The 18111-nt window shown below is 68.9% G+C and carries 17 protein-coding genes; 11 read left to right on the forward strand and 6 right to left on the reverse strand.

Going from position 1 to position 18111, the window contains the following annotated elements; all coding sequences use genetic code 11:
- Window positions 1-118 precede the first annotated feature (118 nt).
- The 6 genes from H0523_RS22940 to H0523_RS22965 form a co-directional block, all read right to left on the reverse strand.
- Window positions 119-784 (reverse strand): TetR/AcrR family transcriptional regulator, encoded by a 666-nt coding sequence (locus tag H0523_RS22940; protein WP_054461413.1) that lies wholly within the window; start codon window positions 782-784, stop codon window positions 119-121.
- Window positions 785-963: 179 nt separating this feature from the next.
- Window positions 964-1926 carry a Nudix family hydrolase gene (locus H0523_RS22945; RefSeq protein WP_054433219.1) on the reverse strand — a complete coding sequence of 321 codons (963 nt, stop codon included), beginning with the start codon at window positions 1924-1926 and terminating at the stop codon, window positions 964-966.
- On the reverse strand, window positions 1919-2785 hold the full coding sequence (locus tag H0523_RS22950; protein ID WP_054433221.1) for an ATP-binding protein: 867 nt from the start codon (window positions 2783-2785) through the stop codon (window positions 1919-1921). The genes H0523_RS22945 and H0523_RS22950 overlap by 8 nt, the downstream gene beginning before the upstream one ends.
- Window positions 2786-3085: 300 nt before the next feature.
- Complete coding sequence (gene argJ / locus H0523_RS22955; RefSeq protein WP_054433222.1) at window positions 3086-4312, reverse strand: bifunctional glutamate N-acetyltransferase/amino-acid acetyltransferase ArgJ; 1227 nt, start codon at window positions 4310-4312, stop codon at window positions 3086-3088.
- Between the two features lie 121 nt (window positions 4313-4433).
- Window positions 4434-5474 carry a hypothetical protein gene (locus H0523_RS22960; protein ID WP_054433224.1) on the reverse strand — a complete coding sequence of 347 codons (1041 nt, stop codon included), beginning with the start codon at window positions 5472-5474 and terminating at the stop codon, window positions 4434-4436.
- 108 nt (window positions 5475-5582) lie between these two features.
- On the reverse strand, window positions 5583-6077 hold the full coding sequence (locus H0523_RS22965) for a MarR family winged helix-turn-helix transcriptional regulator (protein WP_054433226.1): 495 nt from the start codon (window positions 6075-6077) through the stop codon (window positions 5583-5585).
- A 310-nt stretch (window positions 6078-6387) separates the two neighbouring features.
- Between H0523_RS22965 and H0523_RS22970 the strand changes: the two genes are divergently transcribed.
- From H0523_RS22970 to H0523_RS23015, 11 genes are all read left to right on the forward strand, one after another.
- Window positions 6388-7551: an ABC transporter substrate-binding protein gene (locus H0523_RS22970; RefSeq protein WP_054433227.1), complete on the forward strand. Its 1164-nt coding sequence runs from the start codon at window positions 6388-6390 to the stop codon at window positions 7549-7551.
- A gap of 149 nt (window positions 7552-7700) precedes the next feature.
- Window positions 7701-8621 carry a branched-chain amino acid ABC transporter permease gene (locus H0523_RS22975; RefSeq protein ID WP_006392702.1) on the forward strand — a complete coding sequence of 307 codons (921 nt, stop codon included), beginning with the start codon at window positions 7701-7703 and terminating at the stop codon, window positions 8619-8621.
- A gap of 2 nt (window positions 8622-8623) precedes the next feature.
- Window positions 8624-9592: a branched-chain amino acid ABC transporter permease gene (locus H0523_RS22980; RefSeq protein WP_054433229.1), complete on the forward strand. Its 969-nt coding sequence runs from the start codon at window positions 8624-8626 to the stop codon at window positions 9590-9592.
- On the forward strand, window positions 9589-10389 hold the full coding sequence (locus H0523_RS22985) for an ABC transporter ATP-binding protein (protein ID WP_054433231.1): 801 nt from the start codon (window positions 9589-9591) through the stop codon (window positions 10387-10389). Before H0523_RS22980 ends, H0523_RS22985 begins: the two co-directional genes overlap by 4 nt.
- Entirely contained in the window at window positions 10389-11093 is a 705-nt protein-coding gene (locus tag H0523_RS22990; RefSeq protein WP_054433232.1) for an ABC transporter ATP-binding protein, read from the forward strand. Before H0523_RS22985 ends, H0523_RS22990 begins: the two co-directional genes overlap by 1 nt.
- A gap of 250 nt (window positions 11094-11343) precedes the next feature.
- Window positions 11344-12186: a hypothetical protein gene (locus H0523_RS32345; protein WP_257225165.1), complete on the forward strand. Its 843-nt coding sequence runs from the start codon at window positions 11344-11346 to the stop codon at window positions 12184-12186.
- Between the two features lie 3 nt (window positions 12187-12189).
- Window positions 12190-13296 (forward strand): SpoIIE family protein phosphatase, encoded by a 1107-nt coding sequence (locus H0523_RS32350; protein WP_257225166.1) that lies wholly within the window; start codon window positions 12190-12192, stop codon window positions 13294-13296.
- A 23-nt stretch (window positions 13297-13319) separates the two neighbouring features.
- Complete coding sequence (gene siaB / locus H0523_RS23000) at window positions 13320-13859, forward strand: biofilm regulation protein kinase SiaB (protein ID WP_054433236.1); 540 nt, start codon at window positions 13320-13322, stop codon at window positions 13857-13859.
- Between the two features lie 39 nt (window positions 13860-13898).
- Window positions 13899-14276: a biofilm regulation phosphoprotein SiaC gene (gene siaC, locus H0523_RS23005; protein WP_054433238.1), complete on the forward strand. Its 378-nt coding sequence runs from the start codon at window positions 13899-13901 to the stop codon at window positions 14274-14276.
- Window positions 14273-15070 (forward strand): biofilm regulation diguanylate cyclase SiaD, encoded by a 798-nt coding sequence (gene siaD / locus H0523_RS23010; protein WP_054433241.1) that lies wholly within the window; start codon window positions 14273-14275, stop codon window positions 15068-15070. Before siaC ends, siaD begins: the two co-directional genes overlap by 4 nt.
- A gap of 41 nt (window positions 15071-15111) precedes the next feature.
- Window positions 15112-17688, forward strand: a complete 2577-nt coding sequence (locus H0523_RS23015) for a sensor domain-containing protein (RefSeq protein WP_180180153.1) — start codon at window positions 15112-15114, stop codon at window positions 17686-17688.
- The last annotated feature ends 423 nt before the right edge of the window (window positions 17689-18111 follow it).

Raw genomic sequence — 18111 nt, forward strand, 5'->3', positions numbered from 1 at the left:
GGCCCGGCGGCGACCGACGCGGCGCCTGCCGCTTCGGCGGCGCCCGCCAGATAGACGCGGCGGCGCCAACGGCCGGCGACGGCCCGGTGAGCCGCAACGGCCTGGATCCGGGGCGAACTCAGGCCACGGGCTCGGCGGGCGGCCGCGCTTTCTTGCGGCGCGCCTCCAGGTGGGCCAGGGATTGCTGGTTGAGCGCGTCCGGAAAGCCCTGTTTCACTAGGTGTTCCAGCGCGTCGTTGATGCGCGCCCAGCCTTCCGCCGTGCGCAGCGGCACGCCGAGGAAATGGCTTTCGGTCTTGGCGCGCAGCATCAGGTACAGCACGCCCGCCAGCATCACGCTGACGACGGCGGGCACGTCCATGTCGGGGGTCAGGCCGTCGACGCGGTCGATGAAACCGCGCGCGGCGCGTTCGCGGCGCTCGGCCAGCGGCGCCGACACCTCGTTGCGTTCGATCAGTTCCCAGCGCCGCACTTCGCGCAGCGTCTCGTTGCCGGACAGGGCCTCGATCTGCGCGCGCAGCATCGACAGCACCAGGTCGCCGGGACTGCGCTGGCTGGACTCGTCCGCCGCCAGCAGGTCGGGATTGCGGGTCCAGAAATCCTGTTCCTGCATCCAGGCCAGCATCAGCCCGGGCATGCCGTCGAAATAGCGGTAGATGAGTTCCTTGCTGACGCCGGCGCGCTTGGCGATGGCGTTGATGCCGACGCCTCCCATGCCGGTTTCCTTGATCTGCTCTTCGAGCGCCTGCAGGATCTGGCGCTCGGTATTCTCACGTCGGGACATGGGCCGGTTCCTTCTTGGTGAGGTGGGAGCGGACGGGGTCCGGTGAACCGGGCACCCGGCCGTCGGCCGCAACCGCCGCTGGCGTGCGGGGGAAGGGCCGATGTGGCTGCCATCTTGCCAGACTTCGCGGTTCCGGCAGAGGGGCCGGGCCGGCGTTGCCGGCTGCCGGCCCGCGGGCGTCAGATCAGGCCGCGGATGCCGGCGATGCCGTGCGCGCCGTGGCGCAGGGCGTGCGAGACCGTCTGGGCGGATTGCCCGCCCAGCGCGAACACCGGAATGCCGGCGTCGCGGTTGCCTTCGACGAAGCCGTCCCAGCCCAGCGTCGGCGCGCCGGGATGGCTGGGGGTGTCCAGCACCGGGCCGAGCACGGCGAAGTCCGCGCCCAGTTCGCGCGCATGCACCACCTGCGCGTTGTCGTGCGCCGAGACGCCGACCAGCGCACCGGCCGGCAATTCGGGGCGGGTGGTCAGCCGCGCGGCGTCGGCGCCGCGCAGGTGCACGCCATCGGCCTCGCGCCACCAGGCGGCCGGATGGGCGCTGTTGACCAGCACCCGCGCGCCCGCGGCGCGGCAGCGCTTGACGATCTGCTGCAGCGCCTCGTGCAGCGAGGCCGAGGCCGGGCCGTCGGGCCACTGCGGTTCACGCAGCTGCACCAGTTTGACGCCGCGCGCCAGTGCCGCGTCCAGCCGGTCCAGGAAGGCCGACAGGCCGGCGCGCGCGCCGATGGAACTGATGCCGTAGGCCGTCGGCAGCTGCAGCCAGCGCAGCGGCGGCAGCGTGGCCGGCAGCAGGTCGCCGACCGACGCGGCGTTGGCCGGGTCGACCCATTCCAGGCGCTGGTTCTCCAGGCTGCGCGGCTCGCCTTCCCAGCCGGTGACGTGGCAGAACGCCAGGCGCACCGTGGTGTGGGGGTAGGCGTGCACATAGGTCACCCACGGCCGCGACTGCGTCACGCGGATGCCGATCTCTTCCTGCAGTTCGCGCGCCAGCGCCTGCAGCACGGTCTCGCCGGGTTCGAGCTTGCCGCCGGGCAGCTCCCACCAGCCCGACCAGGGCTTGCCTTCGGGACGTTGCCCCAGCAGCAGCATGCCGTCCGGACGCAGGATCAGGCCGGCGGCGACATCGATGATTTTGTCAGACATGGCGGGCAGCCCAGTCACGGGCGAATTGGTAGGCGACGCGGCCCGAGCGCGAACCGCGCTCGATGGTCCATTGCAGCGCCTCGGTGCGCGACGGCTCGATCTGGTCTTCCGGGCAGCCCAGCTCGCGCAGCCAGTGGTAGACGATGTCGAGGTAGTCGTCCTGCTTGAAGGGATAGAACGACAGCCACAGGCCGAAGCGCTCGGACAGCGAGATCTTTTCCTCGACGGTCTCGCCGGGGTGGATCTCGCCGTCGGGCTGGTGCTTGGCCTGCAGGTTCTCGCTCATGTATTCCGGCATCAGGTGGCGCCGGTTGGAGGTGGCGTAGATCAGCACGTTGTCGCCCGACGCGGCGACCGAGCCGTCCAGCACGGACTTGAGCGCCTTGTAGCCGGCCTCGCCTTCCTCGAACGACAGGTCGTCGCAGAACACGATGAAGCGTTCGGGGCGCGAGGCCACCAGCTCGACGATGTCGGCCAGGTCGCCCAGGTCGGACTTGTCGACCTCGATCAGGCGCAGGCCGCGGTCGCCGTGGGCGGCCAGCATGGCCTTGACCAGCGAGCTCTTGCCGGTGCCGCGGGCGCCGGTCATGAGCACGTTGTTGGCGGGCTTCTTGTCGATGAACTGCTGCGTGTTGCGCTCGATGATGCCTTTCTGGCGTTCGATGTGCTGCAGGTCCTCGAGTTCGATGCGGGCCACGTGGCGCACGGCGTCGAGCCAGCCGCGCGAGCCGCGCTTGCGCCAGCGGAACGCGTGGGCGTTCCAGTCGATATCGGGGGGCGCCGGGGGCAGCCAGGCTTCGAGCTGGGCCAGGACGCGCTCGGCGCGCTGGATGAGGGTGGTGAATTCGGTCGCGGTCACGGTGTGATCCTGGAAGAGCGAACGGGCGGGCCCGGCACCGGGCCCGCGTCGCATTCGCGGGCATCGTCGGAAGAAGAGGGCGCGTGTCCCGCCGCAAGGCGTCGTGGGGACGCGCGCCGCTCAACGGCTGTCACCTGCCGGGGACCGCGGTGATGCCACGGATCCCCCGGGGGCAGTGACCGGCGATGGGTAAGGCGCAGCCACTGGATTTCATTGCTGCCGCCATCCCGCGGAGTCCGGCGCGCCCTTGCACGCCAGCGCCCCGCGCCCGGGGTCAGCCGGGCGGATGGCGGGTCTTGATCAGGAACGGTAGTCGGCGTTGATCGACACGTACTCGTGCGAGAAATCGCAGGTGTAGACGGTGTCGTTGACCTGGCCGCGGCCCAGCGCGATGCGCACGGTGATCTCGGCCTGCTTCATGACGCGCTGGCCGTCGGCTTCCTGGTAGGCCGGATTGCGGCCGCCGTCCTTGGCCACCAGCACGTCGTCGAGCCACAGGCGGATGTTCGACACGTCCAGGTCGTCGATGCCGGCATAGCCGACGGCGGCCAGGATGCGGCCCAGGTTGGGGTCCGAGGCGAAGAAGGCGGTCTTGACCAGCGGCGAGTGGGCCACGGCGTAGGCCACCTTGAGGGCTTCCTCGGTGGTGCCGGCTTCTTCCACGCGGATGGTCATGAACTTGGTGGCGCCTTCGGCGTCGCGCACGATCTTCTGCGCCAGTTCCAGCGCGGCGGCGGTCAGGGCCTCGCGCACGGCGGCGTAGGCGGCGTCCGATTCGGCGTTGACCTCGACGCCCGACTTGCCGGTGGCGACGATGATGAACGAGTCATTGGTGGAGGTGTCGCCATCCACGGTGATGCGGTTGAACGAGGCGTCGGCGATCTCGACCGCCAGCTTGCGCAAGAGCGGCTGGGCGATGCCGGCATCGGTGGCCAGGAAGCTCAGCATGGTCGCCATGTTGGGGCGGATCATGCCGGCGCCCTTGCTGATGCCGGTGAAGGTGACGGTCTTGCCGCCGATCTGGACGCGGCGCGACGAGATCTTGGGCAGCGTGTCGGTGGTCATGATGCCGTGCGCGGCGCTCGACCAGTGGTCGGCGCCCAGGTTGGCGATGGCGCCCGGCAGGCCGGCGAACAGGCGGTCCAGCGGCAGCGGCTCCAGGATCACGCCGGTCGAGAACGGCAGCACCTGGGCGGCGGGCACGCCGAGCAGGCGGCCGAGCTCGGCGCAGGTGTCCTGGGCCTTCTTCAGGCCCTCGGCGCCGGTGCCGGCGTTGGCGTTGCCGGTGTTGATGACGAGCGCGCGGATCGGGCCGCCGTCGGCCAGGTGGGCCTGGCAGACCTGCACCGGGGCGGCGCAGAAGCGGTTGCGGGTGAACACGCCGGCCACGCTGCTGCCTTCGGCCAGGCGGAATACCGTCAGGTCGCGTCGGTTGGCTTTGCGGATGCCGGCCTCGGTGACGCCGATTTCAACGCCGGCAACAGGGAAAATTTCGGACTCGGAGGGGATCTGCAGGTTAACGGCCATGACTTCGTCTCATGAATGAGCAGGACGGAATCGCCGCCAGGGCAAGGCGGCGCGCGGGGGAAAGCTTCGTATTATCCCACTGCTTTGCGACAGCCGGCGGCGCCGGCCTGAAAGCCGGTTGTCAGGGAGCGGTCCGCATGGCCGCCACGTCCAGCACGCCGGCCTCGCGGTTGGACAGCACGCGGCGCACGGTGCCGTCGGGCGCCTGCAGCACCGACATGCCGGCGGCGACTTCCTTGCCGTCGGCCTGCCGCGCCGAGCGGCCGCGCGAGGGCGAGAACAGCAGGTCGCCGGGCTGCATGCCGGGCACGCGCGGGCCGGCCGTCAGCATGCGGGTGCCGGTGGGGTAGGTGATGCCGCCGAAGGCGCTTTCGCGCCCCAGGAGGCCCTCGAACGCCAGCAGGCGGCGCTGGGCGTCCAGCGTCATGTCCACCTTCAGCAGCGGCATGCCGTCCACCGACAGCGGCTCGCTGCCCTCGGCGCGCAGCAGCCAGCGCGGCGCCGGGCTGGCCGGGTCCGGGGCGCTGCCGCGCGCGGCGTCGTCGACCTTGAGCCAGGCCCCGGGCGGGATCGGCTGCTGATTCAGGGTGTTGCCGATGGCCAGGTGGCAGCTGGCGAAGCGCGGCTGGCCGCCCAGCATGACGAATTCGACCCGGTGGCCGTGGGCGCAGAGCCAGCCCTCCTGGGCCTGGTCGCGGGCGATCTCGGCCGACAATGCCTCGGGCTGGCGGGCGCTGGCGGGGTAATGGAACAGGCGGGTGGCGCTCAGGCCCTGCACGCTGGCCGGATGGCCTTCCGGGAAGGTGGCGCGGTCGAACGAGGCCGGATCGCCGGCGGTGGTCAGGCGCAGCACCGTGCCGGCCGGCATGTCGATCCCGGCCAGCCGGGTGGGCTGGTCCAGCACGCGGTCCAGGCTGGCGCCCAGGCGGGCGTCGCGCTGGGCGACCAGCCATTGGCTCAGTTGCTGGTAGGGGAAGATGCCGCCGACCAGGGCCAGCAGCGCCATCAGGATCGTGCCGCCGCGGCGATGGTCGCCCAGCCACAGCCGGGCGCCGCGGCTGGTGGCCAGGACGGCCAGCCAGGTCAGCAGCGTGGACAGGCAGGCCAGCGAGACGGCCATCAGCACGTAGTAATTACCGCCAGGAAGAGATACCGGAATCATGGCGGCAATTATGCGCCAAACCGTTGTCGTTTTTCTGCCGGCCCGAGGGGCCGGCAGGGGCGCAAACGCGCCGGCGGCGGACCGGCCGGGCGGCGCGCGGGACGCGGCTCAGTCGCCGGCGGCGGCCGAGCGGGTGGCGACCACCTGCAGCTTCAGTTCGCCCAGCGCCTGGAACAGTGCATTGCGGCTGGCCTCGGGCAGTTCGCCGAACATCGACTTGACCCAGGTCTCGTGGGCCCGCGCCATCTTGGCGAAGCTCTTCCTGCCTTGCGGCGTCAGCTTGATGAGCGAGCTGCGGCGGTCGGACTCGACCTTGGTGCGCACCACCAGGCCTTCCTTTTCGAGCTGGTCGGTGATGCCGGTGATATTGCCGTTGGTCACCATCATGTGGCGCGACAGCTCGCCCATCTTCATGCCCTTGGGCGCGCGCTGCAATTGCGCCATCAGGTCGAAGCGCGGCAGGGTGGTGTCGAACTCGTTGCGCAGCCGGCTGCGGATCTCGCCTTCGATGAGATTGGCGCAGGTCAGCATGCGCAGCCACAGGCGCAGCGCATGGTGATCGTCGGGGGCGGCGCGGGATTCCAGGTCGGGAGCGTCTGTCATGGTCGGGAAGGTTACCGGGAATGCGTGGAGAGGTCTGTATTCTTGAGTATCGGGCCGATGTCGGGTAATGTCCGCGCGGGCGGGCCCGCGCCGCGGATCATTGGTAAAAACCCTAGACTTGTTTTGCCGAATACTTTAAACCTAAACTATGAACCACGCCAGTTCTCCCCATGCCGCACCCCGGGATCGGCTGCTGCGGGCGCCGGTCTGATGGCCGCCTGATCGGGCCGGCAGGCCGGGCATAGAAGTCCTTCGAATCGCAATCCCAGAAAAACACCCTCTGCGCGGCTCGCGCACGGAGCACACCACCATGCGTTTCATCACTTCCCTCGTTGCCGCCGCCGCGTTGATCCCGGCCCTGGCGCACGCCGATCCGGTCAAGGTCGGCATCGCGAATGACATTTCCGGCCCGTTCTCGGCGCTGGGCGCCGAAGCCCGCGATGGCTTCAACCTGGCCATCAAGCAGCTGGGCAGCAAGCTGGGCGGCCAGCCCGCCGAATTCCTGCAGACCGACATGGGCGGCAACCCCGACCAGGCCCGCCAGCTGGTGACGCGCTACATCCAGCGCGACAAGGTGGATTTCTTCACCGGCCCGATCGGCTCGAACGTGGCGCTGGCCGTCGGCCCCGCGCTGTTCGCCGCCAAGGTGCCGTACCTGTCGAACAACCCGGGCCCCAGCCAGTTCGCCGGCGCCCAGTGCAACAACTACTGGTTCGGCTCGTCGTACCAGAACGACGCCTTCCACGAAGCCGCCGGCAAGGTCGCGGCCGACCGCGGCTTCAAGAAGATGTTCATCATGGCCCCGGACTACCCGGCCGGCAAGGATGCGCTGACCGGCTTCAAGCGCGGCTACAAGACCGCCCCGGGCGACGAGGTCTACACCAAGCTCGGCCAGATCGACTATGCCGCCGAGATCGCCCAGATCCGCGCCGCCAAGCCGGACGCGGTCTACATCTTCCTGCCGGGCGGCATGGGCATCAACTTCGTCAAGCAGTTCGTGTCGGCCGGCCTGTCGCAGAGCGTCAAGCTGATCGGCCCGGGCTTCTCGGCCGACGAGGACGTGATCCAGGCCGTGGGCGAGCCGATGCTGGGCATGTACAACACCGCGCAGTGGGCGCATGACCTGGACGTGCCGCAGAACAAGGCCTTCGTCGAGGCCTTCCGCAAGGAATACAACGGCCGCTACCCGTCGGTCTACGCCGCCCAGGCCTATGACGTCATCATGGCCATGGACGCCGCCGTCAAGCAGGCCGGCGGCAAGGCTTCCGACCGCGAGGCCATCGTCCAGGCGCTGGCCAAGGCCGACTACCCCTCGGTGCGCGGCAGCTACACCTACGGCAAGAACCACTACCCCATCCAGGCCTACTACCTGCGCGTGGTCGACAAGGACGCCAACGGCCGCATCACCAACAAGCTGGTCGGCAAGGTGTTCGACAAGTACCAGGACGTCTACGTCGGCGACTGCAAGCTATAAAAGGCGGCGGGACGCGTAAAGCGCCGCGGCTACACGATGCAGCCCGGCCCCGCGGGGTCGCACGGATCCGGCTTCGCCGGTCCGTCGCGACACCCCCTTGAGGGGGAAGCGCGCAGCGCTTCGGGGGTGGGCCCACCAGGGGATTTTTCATGACGTTCACGCTCATCATCGAGCAATTGCTGAACGGTCTGCAGTTTGGGTTGATGTTGTTTCTGATTGCGGCCGGGCTGACCCTGGTGTTCGGCATCATGGACATCATGAATCTGGCGCATGGCTCGCTCTATATGGCAGGCGCCTATGTCGCCGCCGAAACCATGCAGCGCACGGGGTCCTTCACCGCCGCCGTCCTGGTGGCCGCCGTCGCCACCGGGCTGGTCGGGGTGGCGCTGGAACTGACGCTGATCCGCCGCCTGGCGCTGCGCGACCACCTGGCGCAGGTGCTGGGCACCTACGCCGTCATCCTCATCGCCAATGACCTAGTCAAGATGATCTGGGGCCCGGCCCCGGTCATGCTGAACATGCCGGCGCTGCTGTCCGGGCCGGTGCGCCTCTTGCCCGACCTGCTGTATCCGGCCTACCGCCTGATGATCATCGTCTTCGGCGTGGCCTCGGCCGTGGGGCTGTACTGGTTCGTGACGCGCACCCGCGCCGGCGTGCTGGTGCGGGCCGGCGCCTCGAACCGGCAGATGGCCACCCTGATGGGCGTGCGCGTGCCGCTGCTGTTCCTGGGCGTGTTCGTGCTGGGCGCCATGCTGGCGGCCGTGGCCGGCGCGCTGCTGGGCCCGATCACCTCGGTGCAGGTCGGCATGGGCGAGGAAATCCTGATCCTGGTGCTGGTGTGCATCGTCATCGGCGGCATCGGCTCGATCCGCGGCGCCTTCGTCGGCGCGCTGCTGGTGGGCATGGTCGATACGGCCGGGCGCGCCTTCCTGCCGATGCTGCTGCGCCAGGTGTTCTCGCCGGCGGTCGCGTCCAGCGTCGGCCCGACGCTGGCGGCCATCGCCATCTACGTGCTGATGGCGGCGGTCCTGGTGTTCCGGCCTTCCGGCCTGTTTCCGGCGCGAGGCTGAGCATGCGGACCTCTTCGATCCTCTGGACCCTGGCCCTGCTGGCCGCGCTGGCGGCGTTCCCGCTGGTGGCGCCGGCCCTGGGCCTGGATTTCTATATCTCCTTCGTGCGCCGCGTGCTGATCTACGCGCTGGCCGCCACCAGCCTGAACCTGATCCTGGGCTACGGCGGCATGGTGGCGCTGGGCCACGCGGCCTTCTTCGGCGCCGGCGCCTACGCGGTCGGCATCCTGGCGATGTCGGGCGTGACTTCGGCGCTGGTGTCGTGGCCGGTGGCGATGCTGCTGGCGGCGCTGCTGGCCTTCATCACGGGCGCGATCTCGCTGCGCACCCGCGGCGTGTACTTCATCATGATCACGCTGGCGTTCGCGCAGATGCTGTTCTACATCTTCATCTCGCTGCGCCAGTACGGCGGCGAGGACGGCCTGAACCTGCCGGGCTACTCGTCGCTGCCGGGCATCGACCTGGCCAACGACGTGGCGTTCTATTACCTGGTGCTGGTGATCTTCGCCGTGATGATGTGGCTGTTCGGGCGGGTGACGCTGTCGCGTTTCGGCACCGCGCTGCAGGGCATCCGTGAAAACGAGTCGCGCATGGAATCCATGGGCTACCCGGTCTACCGCATCAAGCTCACCGCCTTCACGCTGAGCGGCGCCGTGGCCGGACTGGCCGGCGCGCTGCTGGCCAACCACAACCTGTTCATCTCGCCCAGCCTGATGCACTGGACCCAGTCGGCCAACCTGCTGATCATGGTGCTGGTGGGCGGTATCGGCCTGCGCTACGGCGGCGTGGCCGGCGCGGTGGTGATGCTGGTGCTGGAGGAAGTGCTGCGCCAGTGGACCGAATACTGGCACCTGCCCCTGGGCGTGCTGCTGCTGTGCGTGGTGTTCGGCGCGCCGCGCGGCCTGGTGGGCCTGTTCGGCCCGCTGTTCGGCGGCCGCGCCGCCGCCCAAACCGGCAAGGCGGGATCATGAACCAGACCCATACCTCGACGCAGGCCCCCGCGCTGCAGGCCAGCAACCTGGTGCGCCGCTTCGGCGCGCTGGTGGCCACCGACAATGTGTCGATCTCCCTGAACCCGGGCGAGATCCATGCCCTGATCGGCCCCAACGGCGCCGGCAAGTCGACCCTGATCCACCTGCTGTCCGGCACGCTGGCGGCCGACTCCGGCGCGCTGGCCGTGGACGGCCGCGACGTCACCGCCATGAACGCGCACCAGCGCGTGGCGGCGGGCCTGTCGCGCTCGTACCAGATCACCAACATCTTCAAGCAGTCCAGCGTGCTGGATAACCTGGTGCTGGCGGTGCAGGCCCACGCCGGCAGCAGCTTCCGCTTCTGGCGGCCGCGCGCCGCCGAGTCGGCCCTGTACGAGCAGGCCCGCGAGCTGGCGCGCGAATGCGCCATCGATCCCGCCCTGCTGGACCGCGCCGCCGGCACCTTGCCGCATGGCGAGCAGCGCAAGGTGGAATTCGCGCTGGCCCTGGCCGCGCGGCCGCGCGTGCTGCTGCTGGACGAACCCATGGCCGGCATGGGGCCCGACGAGACCCTGCGCCTGACCGACCTGATCGAATCCCTGCGCGGCCGCGCCGCCATGCTGCTGGTCGAGCACGACATGCAGGCGGTGTTCCGGCTGGCCGACCGCATCTCGGTGCTGGTGTACGGCCGCGTGATCGCCACCGGCACGCCGGACGAGATCCGCGCCAACCCGGATGTGCGCCAGGCCTACCTCGGCGATGACGAAACGGCGCCCGCGCGCCAGGAGCTTGCCTGATGCTCAGCATTGAATCGGCCCAGAGCGGCTACGGCGCCAGCCAGGTGCTGTTCGGCGTGGACCTGCAGATCGGCGCGGGCCAGGTGGTGACGCTGCTGGGCCGCAACGGCATGGGCAAGACCACGCTGCTGCGCACCCTGTTCGGCCAGCTGCCGCTGCGCGGCGGCAAGATCCGCTTCGTCGACCAGGACATCAGCGGCTGGAGCCCCGACCGCATCGCCCGCACCGGCATGGCCATCGTGCCCGAGGGGCGCCAGTGCTTTCCCAACCTGACGGTGCGCGAACACCTGACGGCCTTCGTGGCGGCGCGCAATCCCGCCATCGGCGAGCCGTGGACGCCCGAGCGCGTGTTCGAGCTGTTCCCGCGCCTGGGCGAGCGCGCCCGCAACATGGGCAACCAGCTGTCGGGCGGCGAGCAGCAGATGCTGGCCATCGGCCGCGCCCTGGTCACGAACCCGCGCCTCCTGATCCTGGACGAGGCCACCGAGGGCCTGGCGCCCAAGATCCGCGAGGAGATCTGGAGCTGCCTGGCGCGCCTGCGCCAGGCCGGCCAGACCATCCTGGTGATCGACAAGTACGTCGAGCGCCTGCTGAGCCTGGCCGACCGCCATGTCATCCTGGAACGCGGCAAGGTGGTCTGGACCGGCGACTCCGCGGCGCTCGATGCCGACCGCGGATTGTGGGAACGCTACCTGGGCGTGTAGCGCGAAAGCCGCAATCCCGGCGCGGAGCGCGGCCTTTCTTTCGATATAAAACGCAATAAATGCGCGGTTTGCGGGGCAGGGCCTGAAATAGGCTGACCTTTGGCAAATCCGCGTGTTTACGCCTGTTTCAATTCATCTCGTGGTTCTCTACACTTAGCGCGCCGTGCGTACCGCGTGGATGCGTCACGTCTTATCAAGCTGTCAGGGAAGACTTCGCATGGCGAAATGGGGTTTGCGCAAAAAATCATTGATGGCGCTGTTGCTGGCGTGCCTGGTCGCCCTGGCGCCGGCCGCGCTGATAGGCTGGCAGGTGCTGGACGGGGTCCGCGACCACTTCGGGCGCGCCTTCGCCGACAACTTCACGCAATTGAACCGCCAGCGCATCCTGGCGCCGGTGTCGCGCGAGCTGGCGCTGTCGCAGCGGCTGGCCGACAGCGAGGTGACGCGCCGCTGGCTGCGCAACGAAGCCGATCCGGCCGCGCGCGAGCTGTTCTTCCGCGAGGCCGACGGCTACCGCCGCGACCTGCTGGGCCGCGCCTATTTCATCGCCAGCGCCGCCACCGGCCACTATTACTTCAACGATGACCAGCCGCTGTCGGAAGCGCCGCGCTATACGCTCAGCCGCGAGGCGGCCGACGATGGCTGGTTCTACAACTCGCTCAAGGCGAGCGCGCGTTACAACATCAACGTCAATCCGGACCTCAAGCTCAAGACCACGCGGGTCTGGATCAACGTGCAGGTGCGCGACGGCGACAAGGTCATCGGCCTGACCGGCGCCGGCCTGGACGTGGGCGGCTTCCTGCGCGACTTCGTCAACAGCGGCCAGCCGGGCGTCACCCCCATCATCGTCGACGAGGAGGGGGCGATCCAGGCGCACATGGATCCGACGCTGATCGCCTACAACTCGGGGGCCAGCGGCGCCAACGGCCGCGGCATGGTGTTCAACCTGCTCGACCCCGGCAGCGGCCGCGACGAGCTGCGTTCGGCGCTGCACGCCGCCCAGGCCGACCCGCAATCGGTGCAGACCGCCTGGGTCGCGATAGACGGCGTGCGCCAGCTGGTGTCGGTGGCCTACATGCCCGAGCTGCACTGACACGTGCTGACGGTGGTGGACCTGGGCGCCGCCCGGGTGCTCGATACCGACTGGCTGTGGCCGGCCGCGATCGGCCTGGTGCTGCTGTTCGCGGCCCTGCTGCTGTGCTTCGGCTACGCCATCGAGCGCCTGATGCTGCGGCCGCTGCGCCGCCTGCAGCAGTCGGCCCGCGCCATCGCCAACGGCAGCTACGACGTGCGCCTGCCGCCGGGCGGCCAGGACGAGATCGGCGACCTGAGCCGCGCCTTCGGCGTCATGGCCGACAAGGTGCGTCAGCACACCGCCGAACTCGAAAGCAAGGTGCGCGAGCGCACCTCCGAGCTGGAGGACGCCAACCGCGCCATGGCGGCGGCGCACAAGAAGATCGGCGATTCGATCGACTACGCCAGCCTGATCCAGCGCGCCATCCTGCCGGACCGCCAGCTGACCCAGTCGCTCGGCGCCCATCACTTCGTGCTGTGGAAGCCGCGCGACGTGGTCGGCGGCGACTTCTACGTGTTCCGCTCGGACGGCCCCAACTGCCTGCTGGGCATCATGGACTGCGCCGGCCACGGCGTGCCGGGCGCCCTGATGACCATGCTGGCGCGCGCCGCCATCGACCTGGCCATCACCGAGGCCGGCCCGGCCGATCCCGCCGGGATCCTGGCCCGCACCGACAGCGCCATCCGCGCCATGCTTGCCGATGCGCAACTGCCGCGGGCCCTCGCGACAAATACCGACGCGGGGCTGGTATATATTGACCGCCAGTCCGGCATGTTGCGGTATGCCGGCGCCAAGATCAGCCTGTTTGCCAGCGACGGCGAAACCCTGCGCGAAGTGCCCGGGGGCAAGCGCGCGCTGGGCGACAAGCGGACCGGGGCCTACCAGAACATCGAGTTGCGCATGGAGCCGGGCTGGACCTACTACCTGGCGACCGACGGCTTCCTGGACCAGGCCGGCGGCGAGCACGGTTTCGGCTTTGGCAACACGCGTTTCGCCGAAATGCTCAAGAGACACGCGCGGCAGCCGTTAACTGACCAGGCGGCCGCGTTTACCGAGGCCCTGGCTCGCTACCAGGGCGAACGGCCGCAGCGCGACGACATTACCTTGCTGTCTTTCCGTTTCGAATAATCGTTATCAGGGCGGTAACTCCCATGAATGCCTCCGATCTCTACGCATTGGGCGAGCGGTTCGACCAGAATCGCACGCTGTTGTGCTTCAACGGGCCGATCTCCCGCAGCCTGATCGAGGAAATCGGCAATGCGCTGAAGAATTACCTGAACGCCGAGCATGCCCGGCCGGCGGAGGCCATGGACGTGTTCTCGGTCTACATCGAGATGATCCAGAACATCCGCCAGTACGCCGCGCAGAACGGCGACACGGACGCCGCCGCCACCGTGGTCATCGGGCGCCGCGGCGAGAGCCGCTACGTGGTGTCGGCCGGCAACCTGGTCAAGGCCGAGGACGGCCGCAGCCTGGTGGCCCGCATCCAGCAGCTGGCCGCGCTGGACAAGGCCGCCCTGAAGGCGGAATACAAGACCCAGCTGCACAAGCCGCGCACCCCAGGCGTGGCCTCGGGCGCCGGCCTGGGACTGATCGATATCGCGCGTCGGGCCGGCGCGCCGCTGGAGGCCAGCCTGACGCCCGCCGCGGGCGAGGGCCAGGCGTTCTTCAGCCTGAGCGTCGTGATCTGACCGCCGCCCCTGAGCCTTAGACCCTTTTCGGAGTTACTGATGAAAGACCTGAATATCGCGGGGACCCAGTCCACGCCCGCCATCACCGCGGACGCCGCCGCCGGCGTGCTGGCGATGCGCGGCGACTCCTACCCCGAGAATTCGTTCGAGCTGTTCGGCCCGGTGATCGAGTGGGTCGAGGCCTACCTGCTCAGCAGCGCCGCGCCGCTGAACCTGGAACTCGAACTGCTCTATCTGAACACCAGCAGCATCAAGTCCGTCATGGACATCTTCGATGTGCTGGAGGCCGCCCACGGCAAGGGCCGCAGCGTCAGCGTCACCTGGTTCTACGACATGCGCAACGAGCGCGTCGGCGAGCTGGCCGAGGAATTCAAGGAAGACTGCTCCTTCCCGTTCTCCGTCGTCGGCCGCCAATGAAGGCCGGCAACGCCGAGCTGGATGACCGCATCGTCGGCTTGCTGGCGGATCCGGCCTATGCCGGGCATCCGTTGCGCGAGGCGTTGCAGGATCTGTGGCGGCACACGGCGGAACAGATGGCGCGGATCGAGCGCGTCACGCACTTGTCGGATGCCTACCAGTCCATGGCGCACCAGCGCGAAATGGGCCTGTGCGAGCAATTCGACCGGCAGCTGCGGCGGCTGGCGCGCATCGCGCGCATCTCCGACCACTATCAGAGCATGATGCGCGACCTGAACGCCACGCTGGAGGAAACCTCGCGCCGCGATCCCCTGACGGGCCTGCTCAACCGCCGCGCCCTGATGGAAATGATCAAGCAGGAAGTCCAGCGCGCCGCCCGCGGCGGCCAGGCTTTCGTGGTGGCCATGCTCGACGTCGACCATTTCAAGTCGGTCAACGATCGCTACGGCCACGAGATTGGCGACCGCGCCCTGGTCGAGCTGGCCGGCGCCATGCGCCGCAGCGTGCGCGAATACGATCTGTGCGGCCGCTGGGGCGGCGAGGAATTCCTCGTGCTGCTGCCCGCGACCCCGCCGGAAACGGCGCAGGGCGTGATGGACCGGCTGGTCGGCGCGGTGCGCGGCCTGGCCATCGATGTCGGCGCCGATGTGTTGCGCCTGACCGTCAGCATCGGCATGGCCTGTCACCAGCTCGGAGAAACCTTTTCAGAAACGCTCAGCCGGGCGGACCAGGCGTTGTACCTGGCCAAACAGGACGGACGCGACCGCGTCGCACTTGGCTTCCCCCGGCCCTGAAATGAACCCGGAATCGTTGTTCTTCCGGTATGGAGCCCCTTATGCTTGATTCTCATCCAGGCGGTTCGAGCGCGGCCCCGCAGGGCGCCGCGTGGCAGGTGAGCAACTATCTGGCGTCGATGGACCGGGCACTGCTGCTGTTCGATTTCGATGCCGCCGGCGCTCTCATCAACGCCAACGACAACTTCCTGGCCGCGCTGGGCTATGCCCGCGCCGACATCGCCGGGCTGCGCCACGACCTGCTGTGCGACAGCATGGACGAAGGCAAGGGCATCGCCAGCGCCGAACATATCTGGGCGCGGCTGCGCCGCGGCGAGGTCTTTTCCGGCACCTGCCGCTACCGCAAGCAGAGCGGCGCGTCGCTGTGGATCGAGGCGACCTACCTGCCGATGCGCGACGAAAGCGGCGAAGTGCGCCGCATCGCGGTGATCTCGCGCAAGTCGATCGCCGACGCCGAGCGCCAGGAGGAAGTCCGCCTGCTGCTGCTGGGCATCAACGAAACCGGCAACGCCGTGGCCGTGTCCGGCCGCGACGGCCGCATCGTCTACGTCAACGACGGCTTCCAGCGCATGCTGGGCTTCTCGCGCGCCGACGCGCTGGAACAGGAGCTCGGCGAGCTGCTGGCCGGCACCCGCCACGACGGCGGCACCCGCGAGGAGCTGGACCGCCGCATCGCCTGCCGCGAGGGCTATCACAAGGACGTGCTGGTCTACGACCGCAGCGGCAAGCCGCTGTGGGTGTCGGTCATGGCCAACTCGGTGTTCGACGAGCGCGGTTCGCTGGTCAACATCGTCGACGTGCTGACCGACATCACCCCCACCAAGGTGCATGAGGTGCTGCAGCGCCGCGTGCTGCAGGCAATGGTCAACGAAGCCTCGGTGGTGGAAGTGATGAACATGGTGTGCCGCGAGGTCGAGCGCCTGGCGCCCGAAGTCGCGGCCACGGTGCTGCGGGTGGACGAGGCCGGCAAGCTGCGGACGCTGGCTTCGCCGAGCATGCCGCCGGCCTATAACGAAGCATTGGACGGCATGGCCATCGGCCCGCAGGTGGGCGCCTGCGGCACCGCGGCTTTCCTCGGGCGGCCGGTGATCGTGCCCGACATCGCCACCGATCCGCTGTGGGATGACTACCGCCATCTGCCGCTGCCGGACGATATCAAGGCCTGCTGGTCCTCGCCGATCAAGTCGAGCGACGGCCGCGTCATCGGCACCTTCGGTTTCTACTTCCGCGAACGCCGCCTGCCGGACGACTTCCACCACCGCCTGGTGGACGTCTGCGTGTACCTGTGCGCGCTGGCGCTGGAACGCGAAGAGGCCCGCGCCCGCATCCGCCAGCTGGCGTTCTACGACGAGCTGACCGGCCTGCCGAACCGCAACCTGCTGCTGGCCCAGGCCGAGCAGGCCATCGCCCGCGCCGAGCCCGAGCGCAAGCGCGTGGCGGTGCTGTTCCTGGACCTGGACCGCTTCAAGCAGGTCAACGACACGCTCGGCCACCCCATCGGCGACGCGCTGCTGCGCGACATCGCCCAGCGCCTGCGACGCCTGGCGCGCGCCACCGACATCGTCGGCCGCCTGTCGGGCGACGAGTTCGTGATGCTGATGCCCGATTTCGAGCATGGCCGCCTGACCGCCGCCGCCGAGCACATCCTGGTGTCGCTGGCGCAGCCGTTCGTGGTGGGCGGCATCACGCTCAATCCGTCGGTGAGCATCGGCATCAGCGTGTTCCCCGAGAACGGCCGCGACATGGACACGCTGCTGCGCCATGCCGACATGGCCATGTACCAGGCCAAGACGGCGGGCCGCAACCGCATCTCGTTCTTCAGTGCCGAGATGAACCGCCAGGCGCAGGAACGCCTGGCGCTGGAGGCGGCGCTGCGCGACGCGCTGGAAGGTCGCGCGTTGCGGTTGCACTACCAGCCGCAGGTGGGCCTGAAGAACGGCAGCCTGTACGGCGTCGAGGCGCTGGCCCGCTGGCGCCACCCGACGCTGGGCGACATCTCGCCGGCGCGCTTCGTGCCGCTGGCCGAGGAATGCGGCCTGATCGGCGACCTGGGCGACTGGGCGGTGCGCGAGGCCTGCTCGCAGCTCTCCATCTGGCGCAACAACGGCCTGCGCGTGCCGTCGGTGTCGGTGAACCTGTCGGCCACCAATTTCCACAACCTGAACCTGCCGCGCATGATCGCCGCGACGCTGGCCGAGTTCGGGCTGGCGGCGTCGGACCTGATGCTGGAGATCACGGAAGGCGTGGTGCTGGACGCCACGGCGGGCACGCTGCGCACGATCGCGGAGCTGCACCGCCTGGGCGTGCGCCTGTCGATGGACGATTTCGGCACGGGCTATTCCAGCCTGGGCCACTTGCGCCGCCTGATCGTGGACGAACTGAAGCTGGACCGCAGTTTCGTCCAGGGGCTGGAGAACGACGACGCGGCGCGGGCGCTGACCAGCGCCGTCATCCGCATCGGGGAGAGTCTCAGCCTGCCGGTGGTGGCCGAGGGGATCGAGAATGAGGAACAGCGGCGCTTCTTGATCGAGCAGGGGTGTGCGGCGGGGCAGGGGTTTTTGTTTTCGCCGCCGTTGCCGGCTAATGATTTGGAGGATTGGTTGCGGGCGCGGGGGTGAGGGGCTTGTTTTGCTGTTGCGGGGTGGGTTCTTAAGGCGCGCGTGGCGGGGTCGGTGGGGGATGGCGGGGCTACGATTGCGGTCCGGAGCGTTCGCTCCGGACTTTCCCTTCGTCATCTTCGTCACAGCCTTCGGCTGTTCCTTCAGATTCCCTCGGGCGCATCTACACGCCCCGCCATCCCCCACCGACCCCGCCACGCGCTCGCGATGAGACTTACTGCCGGTCTCTGGGGCGGGTGGTGTGCTTGGCATGCTGATGCAACGTCAAGGCTGGGGGGAGAGATTTGCGGGGCCCGTCCTAAAAGGCCGCGCGGGCGGCCTTTTAGGACTTACGCGGTGTCTTGCGTCTGAGCGATGGCGCTCTCGCGTGTGGGTGACGGTGCTGGCGTTCTTATGTTGGGCTGGCGTGAAGTGGAAGATCTT

The sequence above is a fragment of the Achromobacter insuavis genome (genome assembly GCF_902859645.1).
In the GTDB taxonomy this organism is placed as follows: domain Bacteria; phylum Pseudomonadota; class Gammaproteobacteria; order Burkholderiales; family Burkholderiaceae_B; genus Achromobacter; species Achromobacter insuavis.

Coding starts and splice junctions, on each gene's coding strand:
- H0523_RS23015 (WP_180180153.1), top strand. CDS start 15,112: ATGCTTGATTCTCATCCAGGCGGTTCGAGCGCGGCCCCGCAGGGCGCC.
- siaD (WP_054433241.1), top strand. CDS start 14,273: ATGAAGGCCGGCAACGCCGAGCTGGATGACCGCATCGTCGGCTTGCTG.
- H0523_RS22960 (WP_054433224.1), bottom strand. CDS start 5,474: ATGATTCCGGTATCTCTTCCTGGCGGTAATTACTACGTGCTGATGGCC.
- H0523_RS22965 (WP_054433226.1), bottom strand. CDS start 6,077: ATGACAGACGCTCCCGACCTGGAATCCCGCGCCGCCCCCGACGATCAC.
- H0523_RS22980 (WP_054433229.1), top strand. CDS start 8,624: ATGCGGACCTCTTCGATCCTCTGGACCCTGGCCCTGCTGGCCGCGCTG.
- H0523_RS22985 (WP_054433231.1), top strand. CDS start 9,589: ATGAACCAGACCCATACCTCGACGCAGGCCCCCGCGCTGCAGGCCAGC.
- siaC (WP_054433238.1), top strand. CDS start 13,899: ATGAAAGACCTGAATATCGCGGGGACCCAGTCCACGCCCGCCATCACC.
- H0523_RS22970 (WP_054433227.1), top strand. CDS start 6,388: ATGCGTTTCATCACTTCCCTCGTTGCCGCCGCCGCGTTGATCCCGGCC.
- siaB (WP_054433236.1), top strand. CDS start 13,320: ATGAATGCCTCCGATCTCTACGCATTGGGCGAGCGGTTCGACCAGAAT.
- H0523_RS22990 (WP_054433232.1), top strand. CDS start 10,389: ATGCTCAGCATTGAATCGGCCCAGAGCGGCTACGGCGCCAGCCAGGTG.
- H0523_RS22940 (WP_054461413.1), bottom strand. CDS start 784: ATGTCCCGACGTGAGAATACCGAGCGCCAGATCCTGCAGGCGCTCGAA.
- argJ (WP_054433222.1), bottom strand. CDS start 4,312: ATGGCCGTTAACCTGCAGATCCCCTCCGAGTCCGAAATTTTCCCTGTT.
- H0523_RS22945 (WP_054433219.1), bottom strand. CDS start 1,926: ATGTCTGACAAAATCATCGATGTCGCCGCCGGCCTGATCCTGCGTCCG.
- H0523_RS22975 (WP_006392702.1), top strand. CDS start 7,701: ATGACGTTCACGCTCATCATCGAGCAATTGCTGAACGGTCTGCAGTTT.
- H0523_RS32345 (WP_257225165.1), top strand. CDS start 11,344: ATGGCGCTGTTGCTGGCGTGCCTGGTCGCCCTGGCGCCGGCCGCGCTG.